At 42.6% G+C, this 22529-nt stretch carries 16 protein-coding genes; 15 read left to right on the top strand and 1 reads right to left on the bottom strand.

Features of this window, described 5'->3' with window-relative positions; all coding sequences use genetic code 11:
• Positions 1 to 71 precede the first annotated feature (71 nt).
• From OQ5_RS0109355 to OQ5_RS0109300, 11 genes are all read left to right on the top strand, one after another.
• The gene (locus OQ5_RS0109355; protein ID WP_082179566.1) at positions 72 to 380 is read left to right on the top strand and encodes a T9SS type A sorting domain-containing protein; all 309 of its coding nucleotides are present in this window, start codon (positions 72 to 74) and stop codon (positions 378 to 380) included.
• A 207-nt stretch (positions 381 to 587) separates the two neighbouring features.
• The gene (locus OQ5_RS0109350) at positions 588 to 2288 is read left to right on the top strand and encodes a prolyl oligopeptidase family serine peptidase (protein WP_016777240.1); all 1701 of its coding nucleotides are present in this window, start codon (positions 588 to 590) and stop codon (positions 2286 to 2288) included.
• A 275-nt stretch (positions 2289 to 2563) separates the two neighbouring features.
• Positions 2564 to 3673, top strand: coding sequence for a formylglycine-generating enzyme family protein (locus OQ5_RS0109345; RefSeq protein ID WP_016777238.1), 1110 nt, complete (start codon positions 2564 to 2566; stop codon positions 3671 to 3673).
• Positions 3674 to 3734: 61 nt separating this feature from the next.
• On the top strand, positions 3735 to 4304 hold the full coding sequence (locus tag OQ5_RS0109340) for an RNA polymerase sigma factor (RefSeq protein ID WP_016777237.1): 570 nt from the start codon (positions 3735 to 3737) through the stop codon (positions 4302 to 4304).
• Between the two features lie 685 nt (positions 4305 to 4989).
• Positions 4990 to 6015, top strand: a complete 1026-nt coding sequence (locus tag OQ5_RS0109330; protein WP_016777235.1) for a FecR family protein — start codon at positions 4990 to 4992, stop codon at positions 6013 to 6015.
• Between the two features lie 145 nt (positions 6016 to 6160).
• On the top strand, positions 6161 to 9550 hold the full coding sequence (locus tag OQ5_RS0109325; protein WP_026055205.1) for a TonB-dependent receptor: 3390 nt from the start codon (positions 6161 to 6163) through the stop codon (positions 9548 to 9550).
• Between the two features lie 22 nt (positions 9551 to 9572).
• A complete protein-coding gene (locus OQ5_RS0109320; RefSeq protein WP_016777233.1) occupies positions 9573 to 11057 on the top strand; it encodes a RagB/SusD family nutrient uptake outer membrane protein in 1485 nt (494 codons plus the stop codon).
• Between the two features lie 224 nt (positions 11058 to 11281).
• Positions 11282 to 11476, top strand: coding sequence for a hypothetical protein (locus tag OQ5_RS23825; protein ID WP_016777232.1), 195 nt, complete (start codon positions 11282 to 11284; stop codon positions 11474 to 11476).
• 253 nt (positions 11477 to 11729) lie between these two features.
• A complete protein-coding gene (locus tag OQ5_RS0109310) occupies positions 11730 to 12878 on the top strand; it encodes a glycoside hydrolase family 130 protein (protein ID WP_016777231.1) in 1149 nt (382 codons plus the stop codon).
• A gap of 291 nt (positions 12879 to 13169) precedes the next feature.
• A complete protein-coding gene (locus OQ5_RS0109305) occupies positions 13170 to 14324 on the top strand; it encodes an MFS transporter (protein ID WP_026055204.1) in 1155 nt (384 codons plus the stop codon).
• A 15-nt stretch (positions 14325 to 14339) separates the two neighbouring features.
• Entirely contained in the window at positions 14340 to 15308 is a 969-nt protein-coding gene (locus OQ5_RS0109300; protein ID WP_026055203.1) for a glycoside hydrolase family 130 protein, read from the top strand.
• Between the two features lie 9 nt (positions 15309 to 15317).
• On the opposite strand, the gene OQ5_RS0109295 is transcribed toward OQ5_RS0109300, so the two are convergent.
• Complete coding sequence (locus tag OQ5_RS0109295) at positions 15318 to 16241, bottom strand: helix-turn-helix domain-containing protein (protein ID WP_026055202.1); 924 nt, start codon at positions 16239 to 16241, stop codon at positions 15318 to 15320.
• A 292-nt stretch (positions 16242 to 16533) separates the two neighbouring features.
• On the opposite strand from OQ5_RS0109295, the gene OQ5_RS0109290 reads away from it, so the two are divergent.
• The 4 genes from OQ5_RS0109290 to fucP all read left to right on the top strand — a co-directional run bounded on the left by OQ5_RS0109290 (position 16534) and on the right by fucP (position 22254).
• Positions 16534 to 18315, top strand: a complete 1782-nt coding sequence (locus OQ5_RS0109290; RefSeq protein ID WP_016777227.1) for an L-fucose isomerase — start codon at positions 16534 to 16536, stop codon at positions 18313 to 18315.
• A gap of 253 nt (positions 18316 to 18568) precedes the next feature.
• The gene (gene fucK / locus OQ5_RS0109285) at positions 18569 to 20050 is read left to right on the top strand and encodes an L-fuculokinase (RefSeq protein ID WP_016777226.1); all 1482 of its coding nucleotides are present in this window, start codon (positions 18569 to 18571) and stop codon (positions 20048 to 20050) included.
• A gap of 466 nt (positions 20051 to 20516) precedes the next feature.
• A complete protein-coding gene (gene fucU / locus OQ5_RS0109280; RefSeq protein ID WP_016777225.1) occupies positions 20517 to 20954 on the top strand; it encodes an L-fucose mutarotase in 438 nt (145 codons plus the stop codon).
• A 10-nt stretch (positions 20955 to 20964) separates the two neighbouring features.
• On the top strand, positions 20965 to 22254 hold the full coding sequence (gene fucP / locus OQ5_RS0109275; protein WP_016777224.1) for an L-fucose:H+ symporter permease: 1290 nt from the start codon (positions 20965 to 20967) through the stop codon (positions 22252 to 22254).
• The last annotated feature ends 275 nt before the right edge of the window (positions 22255 to 22529 follow it).

Below are 22529 nucleotides of genomic sequence, written 5' to 3'. Positions count from 1 at the left end.
AAAAAAAAATCATTGAGTGTCAGAAAGCCCGCTGTTCGTTATCTCGAATGGGGGGTTTTTGTTGACCGGAAGTGACGGATTCTTTGTGGAACAAAGCGGCGGCGCCAGGCGGCCACCTCGCTCCGCTAAATAAATTATTCAGAAATTCTGAAAGCCTTAATTGGAACTTTCCTGTCCCTTCTAATGATTGGGTTAACCTGAAAATACCTGTTAACAGAGGTTCGGTCACTATCACAGATATGAGTGGAACCATTGTTTTGGAGCAGGAAATTAATAGTACTGAAGCAAAGGTTTTTGTTGGAGATTTCAGTCCCGGAGTTTATTTTATGCGTTTGAGAGTGGAAGAGGATGTTGTTTTTAAGAAGTTGATTGTAAAATAATTGATGTTTGTGTGGGAACCGGCAAGAGTGACGACATAAATTATTACCTGGAACGTCCTCGTATTACCGGCGATTTTCATGGACAGGCTCCTATGCTATGGTTGACATGTAGTTTAATAGAAGAGTTGAATTAGTCACCCTCTTTTTCCGGAATTTCCTCAAAACTTTGATTACTTTTGAAAATATATAACTTCAAAAATGTAGCGTATGTCTTTAGGTCGTATATCTTTTTCAGCTTTTCTGTTTGTTTTTTTCTTAAATGGTATTTCTGCCCAGTATTTTCAGCCTGGTCCCCAGGTTGAAACTTTTTATTCTGAAATCGATGATTCGGAACAACCTTATGCGCTCTACCTTCCCGATAACTTCAATCCCGATAAAACTTATCCGTTGGTGGTAATGCTTCATGGAGCCATGTCGAACCACCGGCTGGCCCTGAAGCGAGTTTTTGGAAAAACCAATTTACCGGGAGAGAGCGATGCCGAAGCTTCCCGTTATTTTCCACCCTGGGAGGATGTGGAGTACATTGTTGTGGCACCTTATGCCAGAGGTACAATGGGGTATGTTGGCATCCCCGAGAATGATGTAATGCAGGTAATTGAGAAATGCAGAAAAGATTTTAAGATTGATGAGGATCGGATTTATCTGACCGGTCTTTCGATGGGAGGCGGCGGAACCTTTTTTATCGGGTTGTCGCGCCCCGACCTGTTTGCAGCAATAGTGCCGGTTTGTCCTGCCCCTCCTGCAGAGGCGTTCGACTTCCTGGAGAATGCTTTGAATTTGCCCATGGCCATCCATCAGGGAGGTGCCGATCCGGTAGTAAAGCCTGAAGGAACCCGGCGGATCGTCGAAGAACTCAGGAGTGTTGGAACGATGGTTGAGTATTATGAATATCCTGAAGTTCAACACGATTCTTGGGCTAACGCTTATGCCGAAGGAAACATTTTTAAATGGTTCGATGGTATTGAACGAAATCCATATCCCCAGAGAGTACGTTTTGCTACCAAGTGGTATAAATATCCCGGAGCTTACTGGGTGACCATTGAAAAATTAACACCGGGGACTTTAGCCAGAATAGATGCTGAATTTACCGGTGAAAACCAGGTTAATGTTGAAACCGATAATCTGGAAGCATTTTCTCTGAACCTGAAAGATCATCCGCAATTTGAATCTTCAAAATTGCTTAAGGTTATTGTTGACGGACAGGAAATCAATAGTTTGCCCCGATTTAATCATTCGTTTCATAAAGAAGGCGGGAAATGGGTGACCGGCCGCTATATTGCTCCTGTTATGGCCAAAAAGACCGGTCTTGAAGGTCCTGTGTATGAAGTGTTGACCTGCCGTCATGTATACGTGTTTGGAACCCAAAATGCCGATGTACCCGACGAAATCAACCGGCGTAAAAGTGTTGCCAGGCAAGCTGCCGATTTCTCTGTCTCTTTTGGCGGTTACTTTGAGCAAAACAGTACGGTTAATCCAAGAGTAATAGCAGACCGTCAGGTTACTCATTTCGACAGGTATCATTCCAATATGTTACTTTTTGGAACAAAGGAGACCAATTCTGTTATTGCAGAAATCGGTGATAAACTTCCGATGCATCTCGAAAATACAACAGATAGCCTTGGACTTGTTTATTGTTATCCTCATAATGGAAATCTGGTGGTTGTCTCTTCCGGTTTGCCGTTTTGGACATTTGTTCCGGACGATAAGGATCAACAGCCATTGCATGGAAGCCGTTTTGGAGGTGCCAGAGGCGCACAGGCATTAAAAGGGATGAAAGATTTCCTTTTATTCGATAGAAGCAATCAGAATGTGATTGTTGAAGGCTATTTTAATAACGACTGGACATTGCCAGAGGAGGCTGTTGAAAAGCTTAAATCGCACGGAGTTGTGATTAATACGCGTGAATGATTTGGTGTGACAGGCTGAGTTTGATACGATAACCGGATTGAAACGAGCATGCAAGGTTTACCACAATAAGAAGGTGTATAAGTTCTTGCATGTGAGTTCTATTAGGTCTTAAAAATCAAATTTTATACTAATGAATTGATTCAGGATTTCTTTATCCGGATTAAACTTTTCATTTGTTGCCATTGTTGAGATAAAACCCCGTTGAATGCCAGAAGTATTGAGCGGGGTTTTGAGGATTGGTTGCTTTATGCGGCATGCACTTAAAAGTTGTTTTGATGAAGAAATCTGCTTTCATTTTACCGGTATTAACAGTTTTGTTTTCGGGCTGTCAGACAAAGGAGGAATCTACAAAAAAAACGGATTGTTGTATGCCCGAAAGCCAGATAGGGCGTTACAATTCATTTCAGAATGCCGACTCTCAAAATCGCAACAACTATCCTGAAGAGAAACAGAACGACATGGTATTAATTCCCGGTGGCGTTTTTGAGATGGGCGCCAGGGAAAAGAAATTTTCAAAACCTGACGAGTTTCCTGTTCACCACGTCCGTGTTGATTCTTTTTATATGGACCGGCATCCTGTCACGAATGCACAATTCAGAGAATTTGTGGACGCTACGGGGTATGTAACCACCGCCGAGCGGAAACCCGACTGGGAAGAACTGAAAAAGCAGCTGCCTGAGGGAACGCCTGAGCCTCCGGACTCGGTTTTGGTGCCTGCCTCTCTTGTTTTTAAATCTCCCGGGAGACAAGTGTCCCTGCAAAACTATCAATCATGGTGGCAATGGGTTCCAGGTGCCGATTGGCGGCATCCCTTTGGTCCGGAGAGCTCAATTGACGGTCTTGATGATCATCCTGTAATTCATATTTCATGGTACGATGCTCAGGCTTATGCCCGTTGGGCCGGGAAGCGGCTTCCTACCGAAGCAGAGTGGGAATATGCTGCCCGTGGAGGTCACGATAATTACACATATCCCTGGGGAAATGAACCTGTTGGTCCCGGGAAAGCCAATTTCTGGCAGGGTAATTTCCCCTATAAAAATGTTGTGGAAGACGGGTTTGAAGGTTCTGCGCCCGTAGGATCTTTTCCTCCCAATGGTTATGGTCTCTATGATATGGCCGGTAACGTTTGGGAGTGGACGGCCGACTGGTATCATCCCGATTACTATAGAGCACTTGCCGGAGAGGGAGTGGCCTATAATCCTGCAGGCCCTGAAGTTTCTTATGATCCAATGGAACCCGGTGTTCCCAAAAAAGCGATCAGGGGAGGATCATTTTTATGTAACGATTCTTATTGTGCCGGATACAGAGCTTCGGCCAGAATGAAATCTTCACCCGACTCGGGAATGTTGCATTTGGGGTTCAGATGCGTTAAAGATGCAGAGTAATTTTCACTTTTGCATTCCTTAAATAAAATTTACATTTTTGCACTCCTAAATTCAGGGATGCATGATTAAGGAACAAGCTTTCGTTAAACAACTCAAAGAAGGTAATATTCATGCTTTCAATCAACTTTTTGATAGCTATTCGTCGCGATTATACGGGTTTGGAATAAAATATCTCAAGTCCGAAACCGATGCGGAAGAACTGGTGCAGGATGTTTTTCTGAAAATCTGGCGGAATCGTGAAAAAATAAAGGAGGAAGAGAACTTTCATTCTTATCTTTTTACTGTCGCGTTTAACCAGATCAGGGATTATTTCAGGTATAAAGCTGTCTTCCTTGATGTGGATGAACATCTGGAGCTAATGCCATCCGATAATTCTACTGAAACAGCAATTACCTATCGTTCGGTGCTCGAACAAATTGAAGCACTACTGGAAAAACTGCCCGATAAAAAAAAGAAAATTTTTCACTTAAGCCGGTTTGAGGGTAAATCGGCCAAAGAAATTGCCGATATTGTTGGTGTAAGTCCTAAAACTGTTGACAATCAAATATCTGAAGTGATCGGCTTTTTAAGAGATCGTTTAAAAGATTCGGGCCCGTTATTATGGCTTTTTTACTGGTTAATTATTCAGTAGCTTAGCCTGCTTTATTCAGGAGAAGATTTACTCTTTCGCATGATAGAGGATATTTTTTTATCGGGGGCGTGGTACTACGATGGTGGTATGCTACCTGCTTTGGAAAGAGAAAAACACCTTGCCAGATTACGATTTTTCTATGATTGTTGCAGCTAAATTATATGAGGATACAAAACTTTCTGCCCGGCAAGCAGAGGAGATCATTGGATTATCAAAAAAAAGCATTTAAAAAGTATTCGACACCTTCAGCATCGGTGCTCTTTTTATTTTAAACAGCTGTATACGAGGGTGTCTCAAGTGACTTATTTCTACTCTACGAGACTCTGTTCCAACTCTTTGGTACTCGTCCAACTGTCTCTGGAGTCTTTTCAGACAGTCCTCTTTTCCCAGTTCCTATCAGCTGAGATATATTTTTTGTAAATCCTTCATTCCTGTTGATCAGTTGTTTGTGGTAGTTTTGTTTGTGGTTTAGACGGTTTGGAATTCAAAAAAATTATCGACGACTGGGAAAAAATGTAAATTTTTCCGGGAGATTTTTCAATTTGAAGGGTATTACTATTAACAAATCGTTAGATTTTTAGATAAAAGATGAAACTGGCTGGGCAAAGCTTGCCACAAGAAAAACATGTATAAGTTCTTGCATGCGAGTTCGATCAGACCAATAACTTAGACTAATTTTATACTGATGAATAAAGAACAACAAAAAATATTTGAAGATTATTTGAACGAAAAAGGGGGGCGGTCGGCAGAAAAGAAATTTGCCGGCCTGTTTCGGGGGGAGGCTAATGAACTCAGTCTGAAACGACGGATGTGGGAAGACTGGAATTCTGTTTCGCAGGATGAATCAAATAAAAATCTTACACCTGTTCTCTACAAAATTCATTTTCTCATTAACTCTGAAAAGGGAAAAGAATCCCGTAAAAACAAACTCAAAAAAGTATTGAACTGGTACAGTCGTGTGGCCGCTGTTTTACTATTGCCTTTGCTTACTATAGGCGCTATATTGTTCTTTTTCAGTCATGAGCAGGTTGCCGGGCCTTCTTTGGTTGAGGTAACCGCTCCTATGGGCTCCCGTGTGAAAACCCAATTACCCGATGGCACCGTCATCTGGTTGAACAGTGGTTCTGCATTAACCTATTCAATTCCTTTTGACGAACGAACCATCAATGTCCGGGGAGAAGCTTTTCTCGATGTGAAAAGTGATTCTCTGAATCCTTTTACCGTTCGCGGAAATAAAACTGAGGTGAAAGTTCTCGGCACCCGTTTTAATGTTGAGATGTGGCCTGATGAGGAAATTGTGGAAGTTGTGCTGGAAGAGGGCAAAGTGGAATTGATACCCGACAATTGTGAGCAAACCTTTGAAATGAACCCCGGTGAATTACTGCTTTTCAATAATAATGAACGAAAACTAGTCCGAAGAAGAGTAGACCCGGAAACATATTCAGCCTGGATCGATGGAAAACTGATGTTAAGAGGCGAAGATATGACCCGGATGGCGAGAGAATTGTCACGCTGGTTCAATGTAGATGTGGTAGTGGAAGACAGTACCCTGTTTGATTACACCTTCCGGGCTACTTTTGAGAATGAAAAATTGGAAGATGTATTACGTTTGCTGAAAATGACCTCGCCAATTGAATACGAAATAATAGATAATCAGCAGGATAGTTCGGGCAACTTTTCCAGGAAGAAAGTGATTATTCGTCATCAATAAAATACACAGAAATGAGTAAGACATTAAATTTTAACAGCAGTTAAAAGGATCATTACAGTAAGAAAACTTTTCTAAGAAAGAAGGGGACAAGGAAGCGGCAACTTCCCCCTCCCCTAAATGTTGGACTTAAAATCATTACAAAGCTATGAAAAAAATTCCTAAGACAGGAGTAGGAGACAGAAGTGTCTTCTCTAAAACCCTTCGTATCATGCGAATCACATTATTTTTAATGTTTGTAGGAGTGTCGCAGATATTTGCAGCCAATTCCTACGCGCAGATCAAAAAACTCACCATCGACCTTGAAAATGTCAAAGCCGAAAGAGTGCTTGATGAAATTGAGAACCAAAGCCGGTTTTATTTTCTCTACAACGAAAAACTGGTTGACATCGACTTTAATGCTTCGGTGAAATTTACGGACGAGAATATTTTTAAAGTTCTTGATTATCTTTTTGCAGGACGCGATATCACCTACAAGGTAGTCGACAATCAAATTATTTTGTCGGGAGAAAATGCATCTTCAGAAGTCTTCCAGCAATCCGGGAAAAGCATCACCGGCAAAGTGACCGATCAACAGGGAGAACCAATACCCGGAGTGACGGTGTCGGTTAAAGGAACGACGCAGGGAACCATAACCGATATCGATGGAAATTATACGCTTACAATTTCCGATGAAGCCAATGTGTTGTTGTTCTCTTTCGTTGGGATGAAAACACAGGAAGTAACCATAGGCGAAAGAACGCAAATCGATGTTACCATGATGGAAGACCTCGTGGGACTTGATGAAGTAGTTGTTGTGGGTTATTCTGTCCAGAAAAAATCAACCTTAACCGGAGCAGTTTCGCCTGTTAATGTCGGTGATATGGAAAAAAGACGCGTGGCTGAACTAAGCCAGGCTCTTCAGGGACAAGTAGCAGGTGTTCAGGTTACTCAGAGCACTGGAGCTCCCGGTGATGAAATAAATGTACGAATTCGTGGTGAGGGAACCATCGGGAATAATAATCCTTTGTATGTTGTTGATGGTGTTCCTACCCGGGAACTTACATTTTTAAATCCTGCCGATATCGAATCCATGACGGTTCTTAAAGATGCTTCTGCAGCAGCCATTTATGGTTCGCGAGCTTCGGCAGGGGTTATTATCATAACAACAAAGAGCGGGTCGGCGGATGCTACTAAGTTCGATATCAACTACTACAGGGGTGTTCAGCACGCGACAAATTTGCCCGACATGCTTAACGCAGAGCAGTATATGAACGTGGTTGAACAGGCCTGGGATAATGCCGGTTATTCAGGTACAAATCCATATACTGCTGACAAAGGAAGGGAAGATTTTGCCGACACCGATTGGCTCGATGAAGTCTTTGAGCCGGGATACTCTCAAAATGTGCAGATGACTGCCAGTGGTGGCAGCGAAAAATTACAATATTTGTTGTCAGTCGGATATTACGACCAGGATGGTATTGTGGTTTACGACAACGACAAATATCAGCGCTTTAATTTTCGGGCTAATATTAATAACGATCTGACAAACAGGATTAAAATTGGTACCAATATGCAGCTGTCGTATGCCATTCAGGACAAATTATCGTCAAAGGGTGATACTCCGGGTATTATTCGCCATGCTTTGCTTCGTCCGCCGATTATCCCTGTCTTTAAGAGCCCTGATGATCCCACTTATACCGAAAGGGATCCTTTTACAGACCTGCCTTTCTATAAACACAACAACCGTGATGAAGGCGGCTGGGAAAGCGATAAATATGAATGGACGCAAAACCCGGTTGCTTTGGCTTACTTTACCGATGACGAACGTTCGCATTTCAAAACATTCGGTAACCTTTATGGAGAAGTATCTTTTCTTCCTGAAAAAGAGTTGACTTTCCGCACCAATGTTGGTATTGATCTTAATTTCCGTCACAATAAAGCATTTTATCCGAACTTTGGGGACGATGATGGCGGAGGCGCTGCAGTCGACCAGGGACTTGGACGGCAAAACCGTCCCAACGGTCTGGACGAAGATCGAAGTGAAGCCTTTACTTTTACGTGGAATAACATATTTAATTATGAAAAGGCCATTAATGAGCACTCGATCAATGCTTTGATAGGAAGTGAGTTCATCACTAATTATGAATCAGGCATCAGTGCTTCACGACGAAGGTATGAATACGATACAGAGAAATTCCGTTACATAGACTTCGGTAGTACCGAGCAGGACTTGTGGAACGGAGGCAGCGGATCCGAATGGGCATTGATGTCCTATTTCGCATCAGCAACCTATGTATATGACATGAAATACATGCTGACAGCAAATTTAAGGGCGGATGCCTCTTCACGGTTTGCCGAGGACAATCAGTGGGGTTATTTTCCTTCGGTTTCGCTGGGATGGAAATTGTCTGAAGAGGCTTTCATGGATCAGTTTGAATGGTTGTCCGATCTGAAATTACGCGCAAGTATAGGACAGCTTGGGAATCAGGAGATTGATAACTATGCTTACCTTACTTTGATTGAGAAAGAAGGGGATAAGTATTTGATTTCACGCTACGGGAACCCCGATCTGAAATGGGAGACAACCACCCAATACAATTATGGGTTGGATGCCGGATTCTTTAATAACAAGCTATATTTGATTGTTGATTATTTCCGCAAAAATACCACCGATATTTTGCTGCCCATCAGTTTACCAAGTATTGTGGGCGATGTTCAGCCGACCATTGTTAATGCAGGAGAAGTGAGCAATAAAGGATGGGAATTCGGGGTAACTTTCCGTAACAGAGAACATGCCCTTAAATATAATATCAACGCAAACCTGGCCACCGTGAAAAACCAGGTTGAAAAATTACATCCCAATCTGCCAGGTATTGTGGGACAGGTAACGCGTACCGAGCCGGGACATCCGCTTAATGCTTACTATGGGTATGTTTTTGATGGTATTTATCAGAATGAAAGTGAAATCAGCCAACATCTTCATGGAACAACAAATCCCTCAGTGGTGCCTGGCGACATTAAGTTTAAAGATTTGAATGATGACGGGAAAATTGATGACAACGACCGGGATTTTATTGGCGATCCAAATCCCGGCCTTCTTTACGGTATTAATCTTTCCGGCTCGTACAAAGGTTTCGATCTCTCCATCTTCTTTCAGGGGGTAGGTCAGGTTGACCGTTACAACGATTCCAAGAAGATTGTTGATTATGACACCCGTCCTTTCAACTACACAACTAATGTGCTGAATGCATGGGATGGAGAAGGGTCTACCAATACCGTCCCCCGGGTTAGTTTTACCGATAACGGGAGCAGTAAGGTGTCCAGTATTTTTGTTGAAGATGCATCTTACTTTCGGTTGAAAAACATTGAGTTGGGGTATACTTTTGACGGACCGCCACAAATTGGGCTGAAGAACGTAAGGTTTTATATATCGGCACAAAATGTTTTTACCATTACCGATTATACCGGACTTGATCCGGAATCAACCGATTTGATCGATATGGGGACTTATCCGCAGGCACGTTCGTTCATTGGCGGTGTAAACCTGGTTTTTTAAACAATCCAAAAAATTGAGCATTATGAAGTTATATCGAAATATATTATTGTTTGCTGTTGGAATTTTGATTTTCGCCGGTTGCGAAGATTATCTGACAGAGGAACCTATCGGGCTTTTAACGCCTGAGCAGGTAGATATGGAACCCACTAAGACCACCGTGCAGTATTCGGTTACCTCTTCCTACCAGCTGCTCTCGAGTACCCTTAATATTATTGGAGAATGGGCATGGGATGACGGTACGGTTACACGAAATGATTTTATACTGCAGGATATTGCATCGGATGATATGCAGAAAAAGTGGAATCCCGATGGTGACCAGGCATGGATGGATGAACTCAATAATTTCAGTTTCATTGCTTCCAATGGCGGCTTTAATGGTCAGTGGTCGTATGACTACGAGGGTATTTCAAGGACAAACACGGCCATTGATTATCTGACTGATGAAGCCATGATGGATAAATTGAATTTTGATCCCGCACTTCAAGATCGTCTTTTGGGTGAAGCTTATTTCCTGAGGGCATTCTATTATTTCGACCTGGTGACAAATTTTGGTGACGTGCCGCTTATATTGAAACCATTGACTTCATTTAATGAGGCCTATGAGGTAGCGGTCAGGACTGATACAGAAAAGGTTTGGCAGCAAATCGGTTCCGATTTGAGCAATGCCCGGAATCTGCTTCCCGATTCAAAGTACTCAAGTGCAGAAGAGAAATGGAGAGCTTCCAGGGGTGCTGTAATAGCACTTCAGGCTAAAGTTGCTCTCTTTAATGAAAACTGGCAGGAGGTAATTACTCTGGTTAATGATCTTGAAAGCCTGGGTTATTATGATTTGAACGACAATTATTTTGACAGTTTCGATGTTGAGAGCGAGTTTCAGGAAGATGAGGTGATATTTTGCTATGATCACGAGTCATCAAAGGTACCCCGCAAAGGAAACGGGTTGTGTGCTCTGTTGGGATGGGGATTCGTAGCTCCGGAGGATGACTTCCTTGAAGAATTCGAAGAAAACGATCCAAGGTTATTCTATACAGTGAATGTTGAATCAAAGAATGTGAATAAAATTTTGGGAACATTAGACGGTGATTTTAAGGGAGACGATGATTCTCCAAGTAACAAAATTTACATCCGTTGGGCCGATGTTCTTCTGTGGAAGGCCGAAGCGCTACTGAATACCGGAGATACTGAAGGCGCTATAGGACTGATCAATACTATTCGTGAAAGGGCAAGAACTTCCATAACTGCTGACGGAACTTATCCGCCTGAAGGAACATTGCCTGACAGAGATGTAAACGAAACGGATGTTTCCGTGATAAAGGATTGGTTGGTTCACGAACGTAGGGTAGAACTGGGCTTTGAGTCTCATCGCTTCCGCGATCTTAAACGCTGGGGACTGGCCGGTGATGTTTTAAGCGACTATGGTTTCCAGGATATTCATTACCTCTATCCGATACCGCAAAGGGAGGTTGATAAGTCCGGAGGAAGTATCGTTCAGAATGAAGGTTATTAATATACTTTCGCTCCCTCTAAGAACAGGAGCCGGACGAAAGAATAAGTGAGATAACAATGAAGGGGTGCATTAATACAAAGAAAGCATCCCTTCAGAGTTATTAATCTGATTACAGTGACGGCAGAAATGATGGCTGGTACTACAATGGGGGAAGTTGGTTCAGAGCAGAATATTGCGCATATGTTACAGGTCTTAAGCATGGTTGGAAGAACGCAAAAAAACGAATGGAGAACCGTATCTGGGCCGAAATGTATTTGAATCCTCATTGGCCGTTTAGTAAAGAGTTTATCCCAACGCGTTGGCTTAACTTTCAGGAGTGGTGGCCTTCAACACGCGGGTTGTGCTGGAACGTCTTTATACTTCAGGCCAACGAAATGGCCGGATTGAGGACTCCCGATATGGATCCTGATTATAAATAAAGCTAATAACAATAGTCCGTTTAGCTTTTGTAAACAATTTAGATTCAACTGGTTAGATTCAAGGAGTTTATTTTTATAAAATGCATATTTTCAACGAGATACGAATCATCTTGTATCTTAAATCTAATAATCTAACCATCTACTGTGATAATGAATTGATTCAAAATTGAAAGCCTGATAATATGTTATCTGAGTTTGGGTGCTTATTAACAAACTATTTACTTTTTATTTTAACAAATAAAATATAAAACCAATGAAGAATATATTTTTATCTTTGAGCCTGAGTTTGATTTTAATACTGGCTGCATGTCAGCTGTCGAAGAAGCAGGAAGAAGCAAAGTTTCTGGAGCCATTTACCAAGAATGTGGAGATTAATCCATGTCTGCTTCCTTCAGATAGTCTGGAGTTCTTCTGCCCCATAAGGGAAGCGGTGGTCAATTGGGAAGAAAAGGATGTCTTTAATCCTGCAAGTGCCGTAAAAGGAGATACTGTATTTTTACTGTATCGAGCCGAAGACAGCATTGGGAAATACAACGGTACATCACGTATTGGTTTGGCTTATAGTTTGGATGGATACAAATTCCGCAAGAAGCCTGAACCTGTTCTTTACCCCGATAATGACGAGTTCAAAAGATATGAATGGGAAGGTGGGTGTGAAGATCCGCGTTTGGTTGAGGATGAAAACGGAACTTATTATATGATGTATACCGCTTACGATGGCGATAAAGCCCGTCTTTTTGTTGCGACATCGAAAGATTTAAGGCGCTGGGAAAAACATGGCTCTGTTTTTAAAAATGCCGAAGGTGGCGATTTTGTTGACATGTGGTCAAAAGCCGGTTCTGTGGTTTGCCGTGAAGAGAATGGACGAATGATTGCGGAGAAGATTAATGGAAAATACTGGATGTACTGGGGTGAGTCTAATATTTACCTTGCTACTTCGGATAATCTTATCGATTGGCAGCCGTTAATAGAAACAGACCCCGAAAAGACGGAACTCGATACCATGCGTAATTATACCGTGCCTTTCAAGATAGTGTTTTCTACACGCAAAGGGATGTTCGACAGCGAGTTGGTTGAGCCCGGACCTCCTGCTGTAATTACAGACCAGGGAATACTTCTGATTTACAACAGCAAGAACAGTCCTTCTTTTGGAGATAAAAATCTTGCAGACGGCACTTATGCAGCGGGGCAGATAATTTTGGATAAAGGCGATCCGACGAAGGTTTTGCATCGTACTGATCAATGGTTTATCTCTCCCGATCAGCCTTTTGAGATAACCGGTCAGGTTGATAATGTATGCTTTGTGGAAGGATTGGCCCGCTTCAATGGGAAATGGTTGCTCTATTACGGAACTGCTGATTCGAAGATTGCTGTTGCAGAGTCTGATGCAAGCTTTAATTAGTGTCTGTCCATAAAGTGCCATTTACTGTGTTACGCTCGTCCGAAAATTACTCATTTACGATGAGTAAATTCTGTATTTTCGAACTTCGCAAGCCTTGTAAATGACACTTTCTGAACAGACACATGATAAACAGGAAGCTTTTCCTACTTTATAGACAGGCACTAATTTGTGCCTGTCTACTGTCCATGATGTGCCATTTGTCGTGTTACGCTTGCAACCGGCACTATCTGAACAGACACACATATTGTAAAAATTATTGAGAGTTTATAGACGAGAACTAATTAGTATTTTATGAATACAAACACATCCTTATCAAAACTACTGCCCGTACTATTCGGATTCTTCGTTATGGGCTTCGTCGATGTGGTAGGCATATCGACCAGTTATGTCCAGAAAGACTTTAATTTAAGCGATTCGGTGGCAAATCTGTTACCGATGATGGTGTTTCTCTGGTTTTTTGTTTTTTCGGTGCCTACGGGACTGTTAATGAATAAGCTTGGCCGTAAGAATACCGTTTTGCTGAGCATGGTCATTACCTTTATAGCAATGCTGGTGCCTTTAATAGCTTACAGCTATGGAATGGCACTTTTTGCCTTTGCCTTGCTTGGTATCGGGAACACCATTCTGCAGGTTTCGCTCAATCCGCTTGTGTCGAATGTTGTCAGTAAGGAACAGTTGACCAGCCGGCTTACACTGGGTCAGTTCATCAAGGCCATAGCTTCGTTTCTGGGCCCGATTATAGCCGGCTTTGCAGCAGCCACTCTGGGCAACTGGAAGATGTTGTTTCCGGTATTTGCGGGAATCACACTTTTATCGGGTCTCTGGCTGTGGCTGATTCCTATCCCCAGGGATGAGCGCGTTGAGCAAACCACCTCGTTTGGAGAAGCTTTTGGTTTGTTGAAAGATAAAACCATTTTATTGCTTTTCCTGGGTATTTTGTTTGTTGTAGGTGTCGATGTCGGTATGAATACGGCAACACCGAAATTTCTGATGGAGCGGGCAGGTTTGCCCCTTGAACAGGCCGGTTTGGGAACGAGTCTGTACTTTGCCGCCCGAACGGCAGGTGCACTGACGGGTGCCATTTTACTTGCAAAGATGTCGGCCACCGGTTTCTTCAGAATAAGCATGCTATCAGCGATTGCAGCAATGGTAATAATGTTGTTCGGCCAAAGTACTGTGCTTGTTTTGATAATGGTGGCCATCATTGGTTTCGCCATTGCCAATATTTTTTCTATTATTTTTTCAATGGCCCTGCAAAAGCGTCCGGAGCGAGGAAATGAGATATCGGGTTTGATGATCATGGGCGTATCGGGTGGTGCAGTTCTGCCTCCATTAATGGGGCTGGCCTCCGATGCCATCGGACAAACAGGCGGAATGCTGGTTATTCTGGCCGGAATGCTATATCTTTTGTTAGCGGCTTATGTGGTTAAGAGCGAGAAAAAATAAATTTTGCACGAATGAATAAAAAATAATCCAATTCCATGGGAAGACCGTCCCCAGGGCTTGCATGACGTAATGTGGCGATATTCCAGGAATCCCATTGTCGGAAGGTATGATATCCCCTCTTCCAACAGCATATTTAACAGTGCCGTGGTGCCTTTCGGCGATGGTTATGCAGGTGTCTTCCGCTCCGACAACAAAGCTGTTCAGATGAATATTTATGCCGGATTCAGTAAAGACGGTATCAATTGGGACATTAATCACGAACCAATTGAGATGAAACCCGGCAATACAGATATGATCGAATCGGACTATAAATACGATCCCCGTGTGGTTTTTATCGAAGATCGTTACTGGATAACATGGTGCAATGGGTATCACGGGCCTACCATCGGGATTGCTTATACTTTTGATTTTGCAGATTTTTACCAGTGCGAGAATGCCTTTTTGCCTTTTAATCGAAATGGTGTTCTTTTCCCTGAAAAGTTTGACGGGAAATATGCTATGTTGAGCCGGCCAAGTGATAACGGACATACGCCTTTTGGAGATATTTACATCAGTTACAGTCCGGATATGAAATACTGGGGAGAACACCGCTGTGTGATGAAAGTTGCTGACTTCGAAGAAAGTGCATGGCAATGTACGAAAATTGGAGCCGGGTCTGCGCCTATTCGTATCAAAGAGGGCTGGCTGATATTTTATCATGGTGTGATCAACACCTGCAGAGGCTTTCGTTATTCCATGGGCGCTGCTATACTCAATGAGAAAAATCCTTCAAAAGTTCTTTACCGCACCCGGCCTTATTTGTTGGCGCCTAATGAAACTTATGAATTAACAGGGGATGTGCCTAATGTCATTTTTCCCTGCGCTGCACTATGCGACGGTGAAAAAGTGGCTGTATATTATGGCGCTGCGGATACAGTAATAGGCCTGGCGTTCGGGTGTCTTAAAGAGATCGTTGATTTTACGAAAAATAATTCTTTGCAATAGACCGTTAGGTTAATGTCTTGAATGTGTCAACCCAAACTCCTTACGGTAGCGGGCCGGTGAAACATTCGTAATCTCCTTGAATATTCTGGAGAAATGAAAGCGATCGGCAAATCCTGTTTTCAGGGCAACCTGCTCAATTGATCTGTTGGAGTGATGCAGTAGAACGCAGGCATAGTCGATACGTTTTCTTTTTACATACTTTTGGGGCGAAACACCAGTCTCTCTTGTAAACAGGCGTGTAAATGAGTTGGTCGCCATGTTGGCTTTTTGAGCAAGAACATCATTGTTGAGGTTCTTGTTAAGGTTTTTTTCAATAAATCCAAGTACTTCAAGTATCCTGAAATCATTTGACATCAAATCCCACCTCGATTCAGGAACATCTGCCAGTAAATCCCCGATTAACGATTGGATAGAGAGAGCGGAATAGAAATTGAACCGGCTGTAATCTACACTTAAATGTTTTATGATACTCGAGATTTTCTTTTCAAGATGTTTCGTCAGGTCAAAAACAAAAATGCCGGGTGATACATTATCGTAGGGCATACCAAGGTTGAAGTGTATAAAAAGGTGTAGAACTCCTCCCGATTTTTGTATCTCATCTTTGTCGGTGTGGCTTTCAACTCGTCCGCCTTCCAACTCATATTCTTTTTGTCCGGTTATTTTGCCGGTCAGTTTCGTTTCGAATGAAGTATTAGGCGGAATAAGAATTATTTTGTCCGGTGAAAGAGAATAAGACTTGTTGTCATAAATAACTTCTGCACCATTGATGGTGTTATGATAAATACGCCAGTATGGAAAAGCCAGTTCTTTAAACTCCCATTTTTTTAACCACCAGTAGCGACAACAAAGCAGTTGCAAATGGTAACGCGGGAACAGTTGAAGAACATCTGACGGGTCGCCCTTATCCGGTATTTTGTAGAAAGTATCTGTCATTTGCTTTTTCATCTTTGACTGTCCCTGATGTTAATAGGTTTAAAACAGATACAAAAATATAAAATCTAAACATTTGTTAGCGGGGTTGATTTTCTCACTTTTGTAAGTACGTAATAGACCGATGATTTTGTCAGTAGTTGAAAATGTGACAAAAACTAAGAGTTTACAAAATAGAATTAATATCAAATTTTGAGTGACTTTCGATCTTCACCCGTTGGGAAATTAATACAGTATAGAGTCAGTCATCTAAATCCAAATATTTAATAATCTAACATCTAACAATCTATTTAATATGGCTAACAGATTAATCGGCAAAATGCCAAAAGTAGGAATACGGCCCGTCATAGACGGACGTGAAAGAGGCGTTCGCGAGTCGCTTGAATCACAGGTAATGAGATTAGCTAAAGCTGCGGCAAAGCTTATAGAAGAAAACATCCGGTTTGCCAATGGGAAAAAGGTGGAATGTGTTATTGCCGATTCAACTATAGGGGGTGTAGCCGAAGCTGCCATGTGTGCTGACAAGTTCAGGAGCGAAGGTGTGGGTGTATCCCTGACAGTGACGCCCTGTTGGTGTTACGGAACAGAAGTGATGGATACCGATCCTTTAATTCCCAAAGCCTTATGGGGATTTAACGGTACTGAAAGGCCAGGGGCGGTATATCTTGCTGCGGCCCTGGCCGGATATACACAAAAGGGCTTGCCTGCTTTTGGCATTTACGGACGCCATGTTCAGGATGCTGATGATATGAGCATCCCCGATGATGTAAAGAAAAAAATATTGAGGTTTGTAAATGCTGGTCTGGCCGTTGCCCAGATGAAAGGAAAATCGTATCTCTCTATTGGTTACAGTTCTATGGGAATTGTGGGGTCGATGGTGGATCAGCATTTTTTTCAGGACTATCTTGGAATTCGTACTGAGTTCGTTGATTCTACCGAAATTTTGCGCCGCATAGAAGAAGAAATCTTCGATAAGGAAGAGTTTGAAAAGGCCCTTGCCTGGTCCGAAAAAAACTGCAAGGAAGGGGATGATCCGAATAAACCTCACAACCAGCGGGATGCAGCCAGGAAGAAGCAGGAGTGGGAAACGGTTGTGAAGATGACCATCATCATTCGGGATATGATGATTGGAAATCAGAAACTGATAGAAAAGGGGTTTCGAGAAGAAGGGTTGGGGCGAAATGCTATATTGGGCGGCTTCCAGGGACAACGCCAGTGGACCGACTTTCAACCCAATGGCGATTTTTCCGAGGCCATTCTGAATTCTTCATTTGACTGGAACGGAATACGCGAAGCCTTCATTTTGGCTACTGAAAATGATAGCCTGAATGGCGCGTCTATGCTTTTCGGACATTTGATCTCAAAAACTGCTCAGCTTTTTTCTGATGTAAGAACCTATTGGAGCCCTGAGTCTGTAAAACGTGTGACGGGGAAAGAGCTGACAGGAAAGGCTTCCGGCGGAATCATCCACCTGCTTAACTCCGGGTCTACTACACTTGATGCTACGGCACAACAGCGTGATGCAGCAGGGAATCCGGTTATGAAACCTTTCTGGGAAATAACTCAGGAAGAGGTTGATCGCTGTTTGAAAAATACCGCCTGGCCTCAGGCCGACAGAGAATATTTCAGGGGTGGTGGCTTTTCATCTCAGTTCAAGACATCTGGAGAAATGCCGGTGACAATGAGCCGGATCAACCTGGTGAAAGGCCTTGGACCTGTTTTGCAAATTGCCGAAGGCTGGACTGTGGATCTACCCGAAGAGATTCATTCGGTACTTGACAAACGAACCAATCCTACCTGGCCAACCACCTGGTTCGTCCCGCGTATTTCAGGTGTTGGTGCATTTAAGGATGTTTACTCGGTAATGGCCAACTGGGGCGCCAATCACGGAGCTATTAGTTACGGCCATATCGGGGCCGATTTGATAACATTGGCTTCTATGTTGCGCATACCGGTTTCTATGCATAATGTAGATGATGATGAAGTGTTCCGTCCAAGTGCCTGGGCCTCGTTTGGCGAGGGGAAAGAGGGGGCAGACTACCGGGCTTGTGCTAATTACGGAGCGCTTTATGGGTAAAGGAGAAAGATGATATAACGCTGAGACACAAAGACGTAAAGTATTTTTATGAGAGACGGGTAACAACACTCTGTTAAACTTCTTCAAATAATTAGTGCGTGTCTATAAGCTCAACAAAAAATTTTCACACACAGTATGTGTGTCTGTTTAATAGACCGTTAGAATATTAGATTTAAGATATAAGATGATTCGTATCTAATTGGAAATAGGCATTTTACAAAAATAAACCCGTGAATATAACAAATTTATATTGATGAAGGAATATGATTTAGCCATTGTTTTCGATTGTGGTGCCATCAACCTGAGAGTGATTGCCATTAACACAAAGGGAGAAATTGAAGCATCCGAGGCTGTTTCGAACAGCATCAGTGAAGATCCTTTTTACCCGGGCGGCAAAATTTGGGACGTGGAGGAATTATGGGTTAAGTTTTGTGATTTGTCCCGGAAGGTTTTGTCGCAGATAGATGAGAACAGGGTCGTGGGAGTAACTGTTACCACTTTTGGTGTCGACGGGACGTTTATTAGTAAGAGCGGTGAAATGCTATATCCGGTAATTTCGTGGCAATGTCCGCGTACACAGCCAATAATGCAGTCTATTAATAAATATTTTCCACTGGAACGGCTTTATGAAATTAGTGGCGTGTTTCCTTATGCCTTTAATACCATCAATAAAGTACTTTGGTTTAAAGAAAACCGTCCTGATGTATTAGATAAAGCCGAACATTTTTTGTTTATGCCATCTTTATTTCTTCTAAAACTGGGTGGTTGCAAAATTAACGATGCCACCATGATGGGAACTTCAATGATGGCCGATTTGCAATCGAGAGGTTTTTCTGAAGAGATAATTTCATCATTAGGCTTGTCCCCGTCTTTATTTGGGAAAATAGGCGAACCTGGTGACAAGGTTGGAAAAATATCCGGGAGTGCGGCTAATCTCACCGGGCTGCCTGAAGGAACTCCGTTATTCTTGACCGGGCATGATACCCAGTTTGCCATTTTTGGAAGTGGTGCCGATCTGAATCAACCGGTTCTCAGTTCAGGTACCTGGGAAATTTTAATGGTTCGCAGCGATCATTTTACTGCTTCTCCCGTCGAGATTAAAGAAGGTATTACCACAGAGGCGGATGCCGAGCCGGGAATTTTTACCATCGGCCAAAACTGGATGGGCTCCGGTGTGCTTGAATGGTTTACCAGGCATTTATATCCAGGGCTTAATGGAGATATGTTGTACGAAACTTTAATTAGCGAGGCGGAAATGGTGGGCCCCGGAGAACACGGTCTGACCATTGACCCTTCTTTTTTCAAAGACGGGGCCGTGAAAGGAGGATGCATCTATGGTTTAACTATTCACACAACCAGAGGGCAGCTGGCACGCGCTGTTCTTGAGAGTCTGGCTTTTCGCTTACGTGAAGGACTGGAAAAGCTTCAAACCGCAGGAAGATTTCGTGCGGAGCAGATCTTTTGTGTTGGGGGTGGTTCTAAAAACAGGTTGTGGAACCAGCTGCGCGCTGATGTTTGCAATGTTCCTGTTGCCCTGATAGATCAGAAGGAGACAACCGTTCTCGGGGCAGCGCTCTTTGTTTTTACCGGTGCCGGTTGTTATTCAAATGTATGCGAAGCACGCGAAAGAATCCCTTATCATCCACAGGTAATTGAGCCTTCAGTCAACACGAAAATTTATAATAGGCTTTATCATGAGTACATCTGCCTGAAGGAAAAGTTGAGTACTTCCTAAACTTTATTACCGAGTGCGAATGAAAACAGACTTTTTAGTCAGTGTTGTTCGTTTTTATTTATATTTTTGAAACGAGCATGGCAAGGCTTACCATAATAGATCATTAGATTTTTTGATATAAGATGTAAGATGAAATGAACATAGATAGGTTTACCACAATAAGAATATGTATACATGCTTGCATGCGAGTTCTATCCGACCTAAAAATTTTTTTTACACCGATTAATCATCTCACATATTATATCTGAAAATCTAACAATTTGTTGTTGACCATAATTAGTGCGTGTCTATAAACTCGCAAAAATTTTCACAATATGTGTGTCTGTTCAGAAAGTGTCATTTACAAGGCTTGCGTTGTCCGAAAATACGGAGTTTACTTATCGTAAATGAGTAATTATCGGACGAGGGTAACACAGTAAATGGCACTTTATGAACAGACACTAATTACTCTAAAAAACAAACATCAATGTTAAAAGGAATATCTCCACTTATTAGTCCTGAATTGCTGAAAGTTCTTGCATCGATGGGACATGGCGATGAGATTGTTTTGGCCGATGCGCATTTCCCTGGACACAGCATGAATGACAATGTGCTTAGGGCAGATGGTTTGCGCATTCCGGAGCTTTTGGAGGCCATTATGCCATTATTTGAACTGGATACCTATGTTTCCAGTCCCGTGGTTATGATGGCTCCGGTGAAAGGAGACTCTCTAAATCCGGATGTGGAGCGATCATATCTGGAAAAAATAAAGAAAGAAGCGCCTGAAGTTACTTCTGTCCAGCGTATCGATCGTTTTGCGTTTTATGAACGGACGAAATCCGCCTTTGCTGTTGTGATGACGGGCGAAACTGCGAAATATGGGAATGTTCTGTTAAAAAAGGGAGTAACACCAGTTAATCAATAACCATCCTGCTATGTCTGCAAAATCTACACTTGTACCAAAGAAATATTTAATTCCATTTATCATCATAACCATTTTATTTGCGCTGTGGGGATTCGCCAATGACATTACCAACCCCATGGTTGCAGCTTTCAGAACTGTCATGGAAATTTCCAATGCAAAGGCTTCTTTAATTCAGTTTGCATTCTATGGTGGTTATGCGACAATGGCAATCCCGGCAGCACTGTTTGTTCAACGCTACACATACAAGAAAGCCATAATGTTAGGATTGGTTCTTTACGCAGTAGGTACGTTCCTGTTCTGGCCGGCAGCTCAATATCAGGTGTTTGGGTTTTTTCTGGTAGCACTTTATATCATGACTTTCGGTTTAGCTTTTCTTGAAACAACTGCCAATCCTTATATCCTTTCTTTGGGCGACGAGGAAACAGCTACCCGCCGTCTGAATCTTTCCCAGGCTTTTAATCCTATGGGGTCTTTATTGGGAATGTTTGTGGCTTCACGAGTCATTCTTGCTGCGCTTGAGTCGGAGAATCGGGATGCTGCCGGCCAATTGGTTTTTCCCACTCTGGATGAGGCGACAAGAGCGTCAATAAGAGCCCACGATCTGATGGTCATCCGCGATCCTTATTTGTTTTTGGGCCTGGTAGTTGTTGCTATTCTGATTGTTATTGCACTGACCAAAATGCCTCGCACCGAGCATAGCGAAAGAGTTCATTTTCGTGATTCATTTTGGCGACTGATAAAGAATAAAGTTTACAGAGAGGGTGTTGTGGCCCAGGTTTTTTATGTGGCTGCCCAGATCATGTGCTGGACTTTTATTATTCATTACGCCGAAAACCTTGGTATCGATAAAGCCACTGCCCAGCTTTATAATATCGGGGCAATGTCGTTGTTTTTGACCAGCCGTTTTATCAGCACTTTTCTGATGAAGTATGTCGATTCCCGTCGATTGCTTATCTATTTTGCTTTCGGAGGAATCGCTACAACACTTGGCGTCATTCTCATTCAGGGAATGGGCGGCTTGTATTGTCTGATAGCTACATCGGGATTTATGTCTCTTATGTTTCCCACAATATATGGTATTTCCCTTAAAGGTGTTGGCAGGGACGCTACTTTGGGAGCAGCAGGACTGGTGATGGCCATTGTAGGAGGAGCACTCATGCCGCCGTTGCAAGGGGCCATTATTGATATGGGGAGGGTTGGTTTTTTACCCGCTGTTAATGCTTCATTTGTTTTGCCGATGATCAGTTTTGTTGTGATTGCTATATTTGGTTATCGGGCTTATGTTTTTGTGAGAGGTTGAAGTTCCTGTAAAATTTTTTGTTTTTGTCATGCAGGCATTGGGTTGTTTCAGTGGAAAAATTTGTTGGCATCTTTCCTTTACTTCATTCAGATTGTCTATATTTGAGCATTATTAACAAATGTTAATTAATGCTTGTCAATAAACTCGCAAAAATTTTCACAATCTGTGTGTCTGTTCAGAAAGTGCCAGTTGAAAGGCTTGCGAAGCCGCCAAAAACGCAGTTTACTTTTCGTAAATGAGTATTTTGGCGGTGAGCGGAACACAGCAAATGGTAC

This window comes from Anaerophaga thermohalophila str. Valhall, from assembly GCF_000250735.1.
In the GTDB taxonomy this organism is placed as follows: Bacteria; Bacteroidota; Bacteroidia; order Bacteroidales; family Marinilabiliaceae; genus Anaerophaga; species Anaerophaga thermohalophila_A.
Note: the sequence above shows the minus strand (reverse complement) of the source record. Positions and strands in the feature narration are given on the sequence as shown.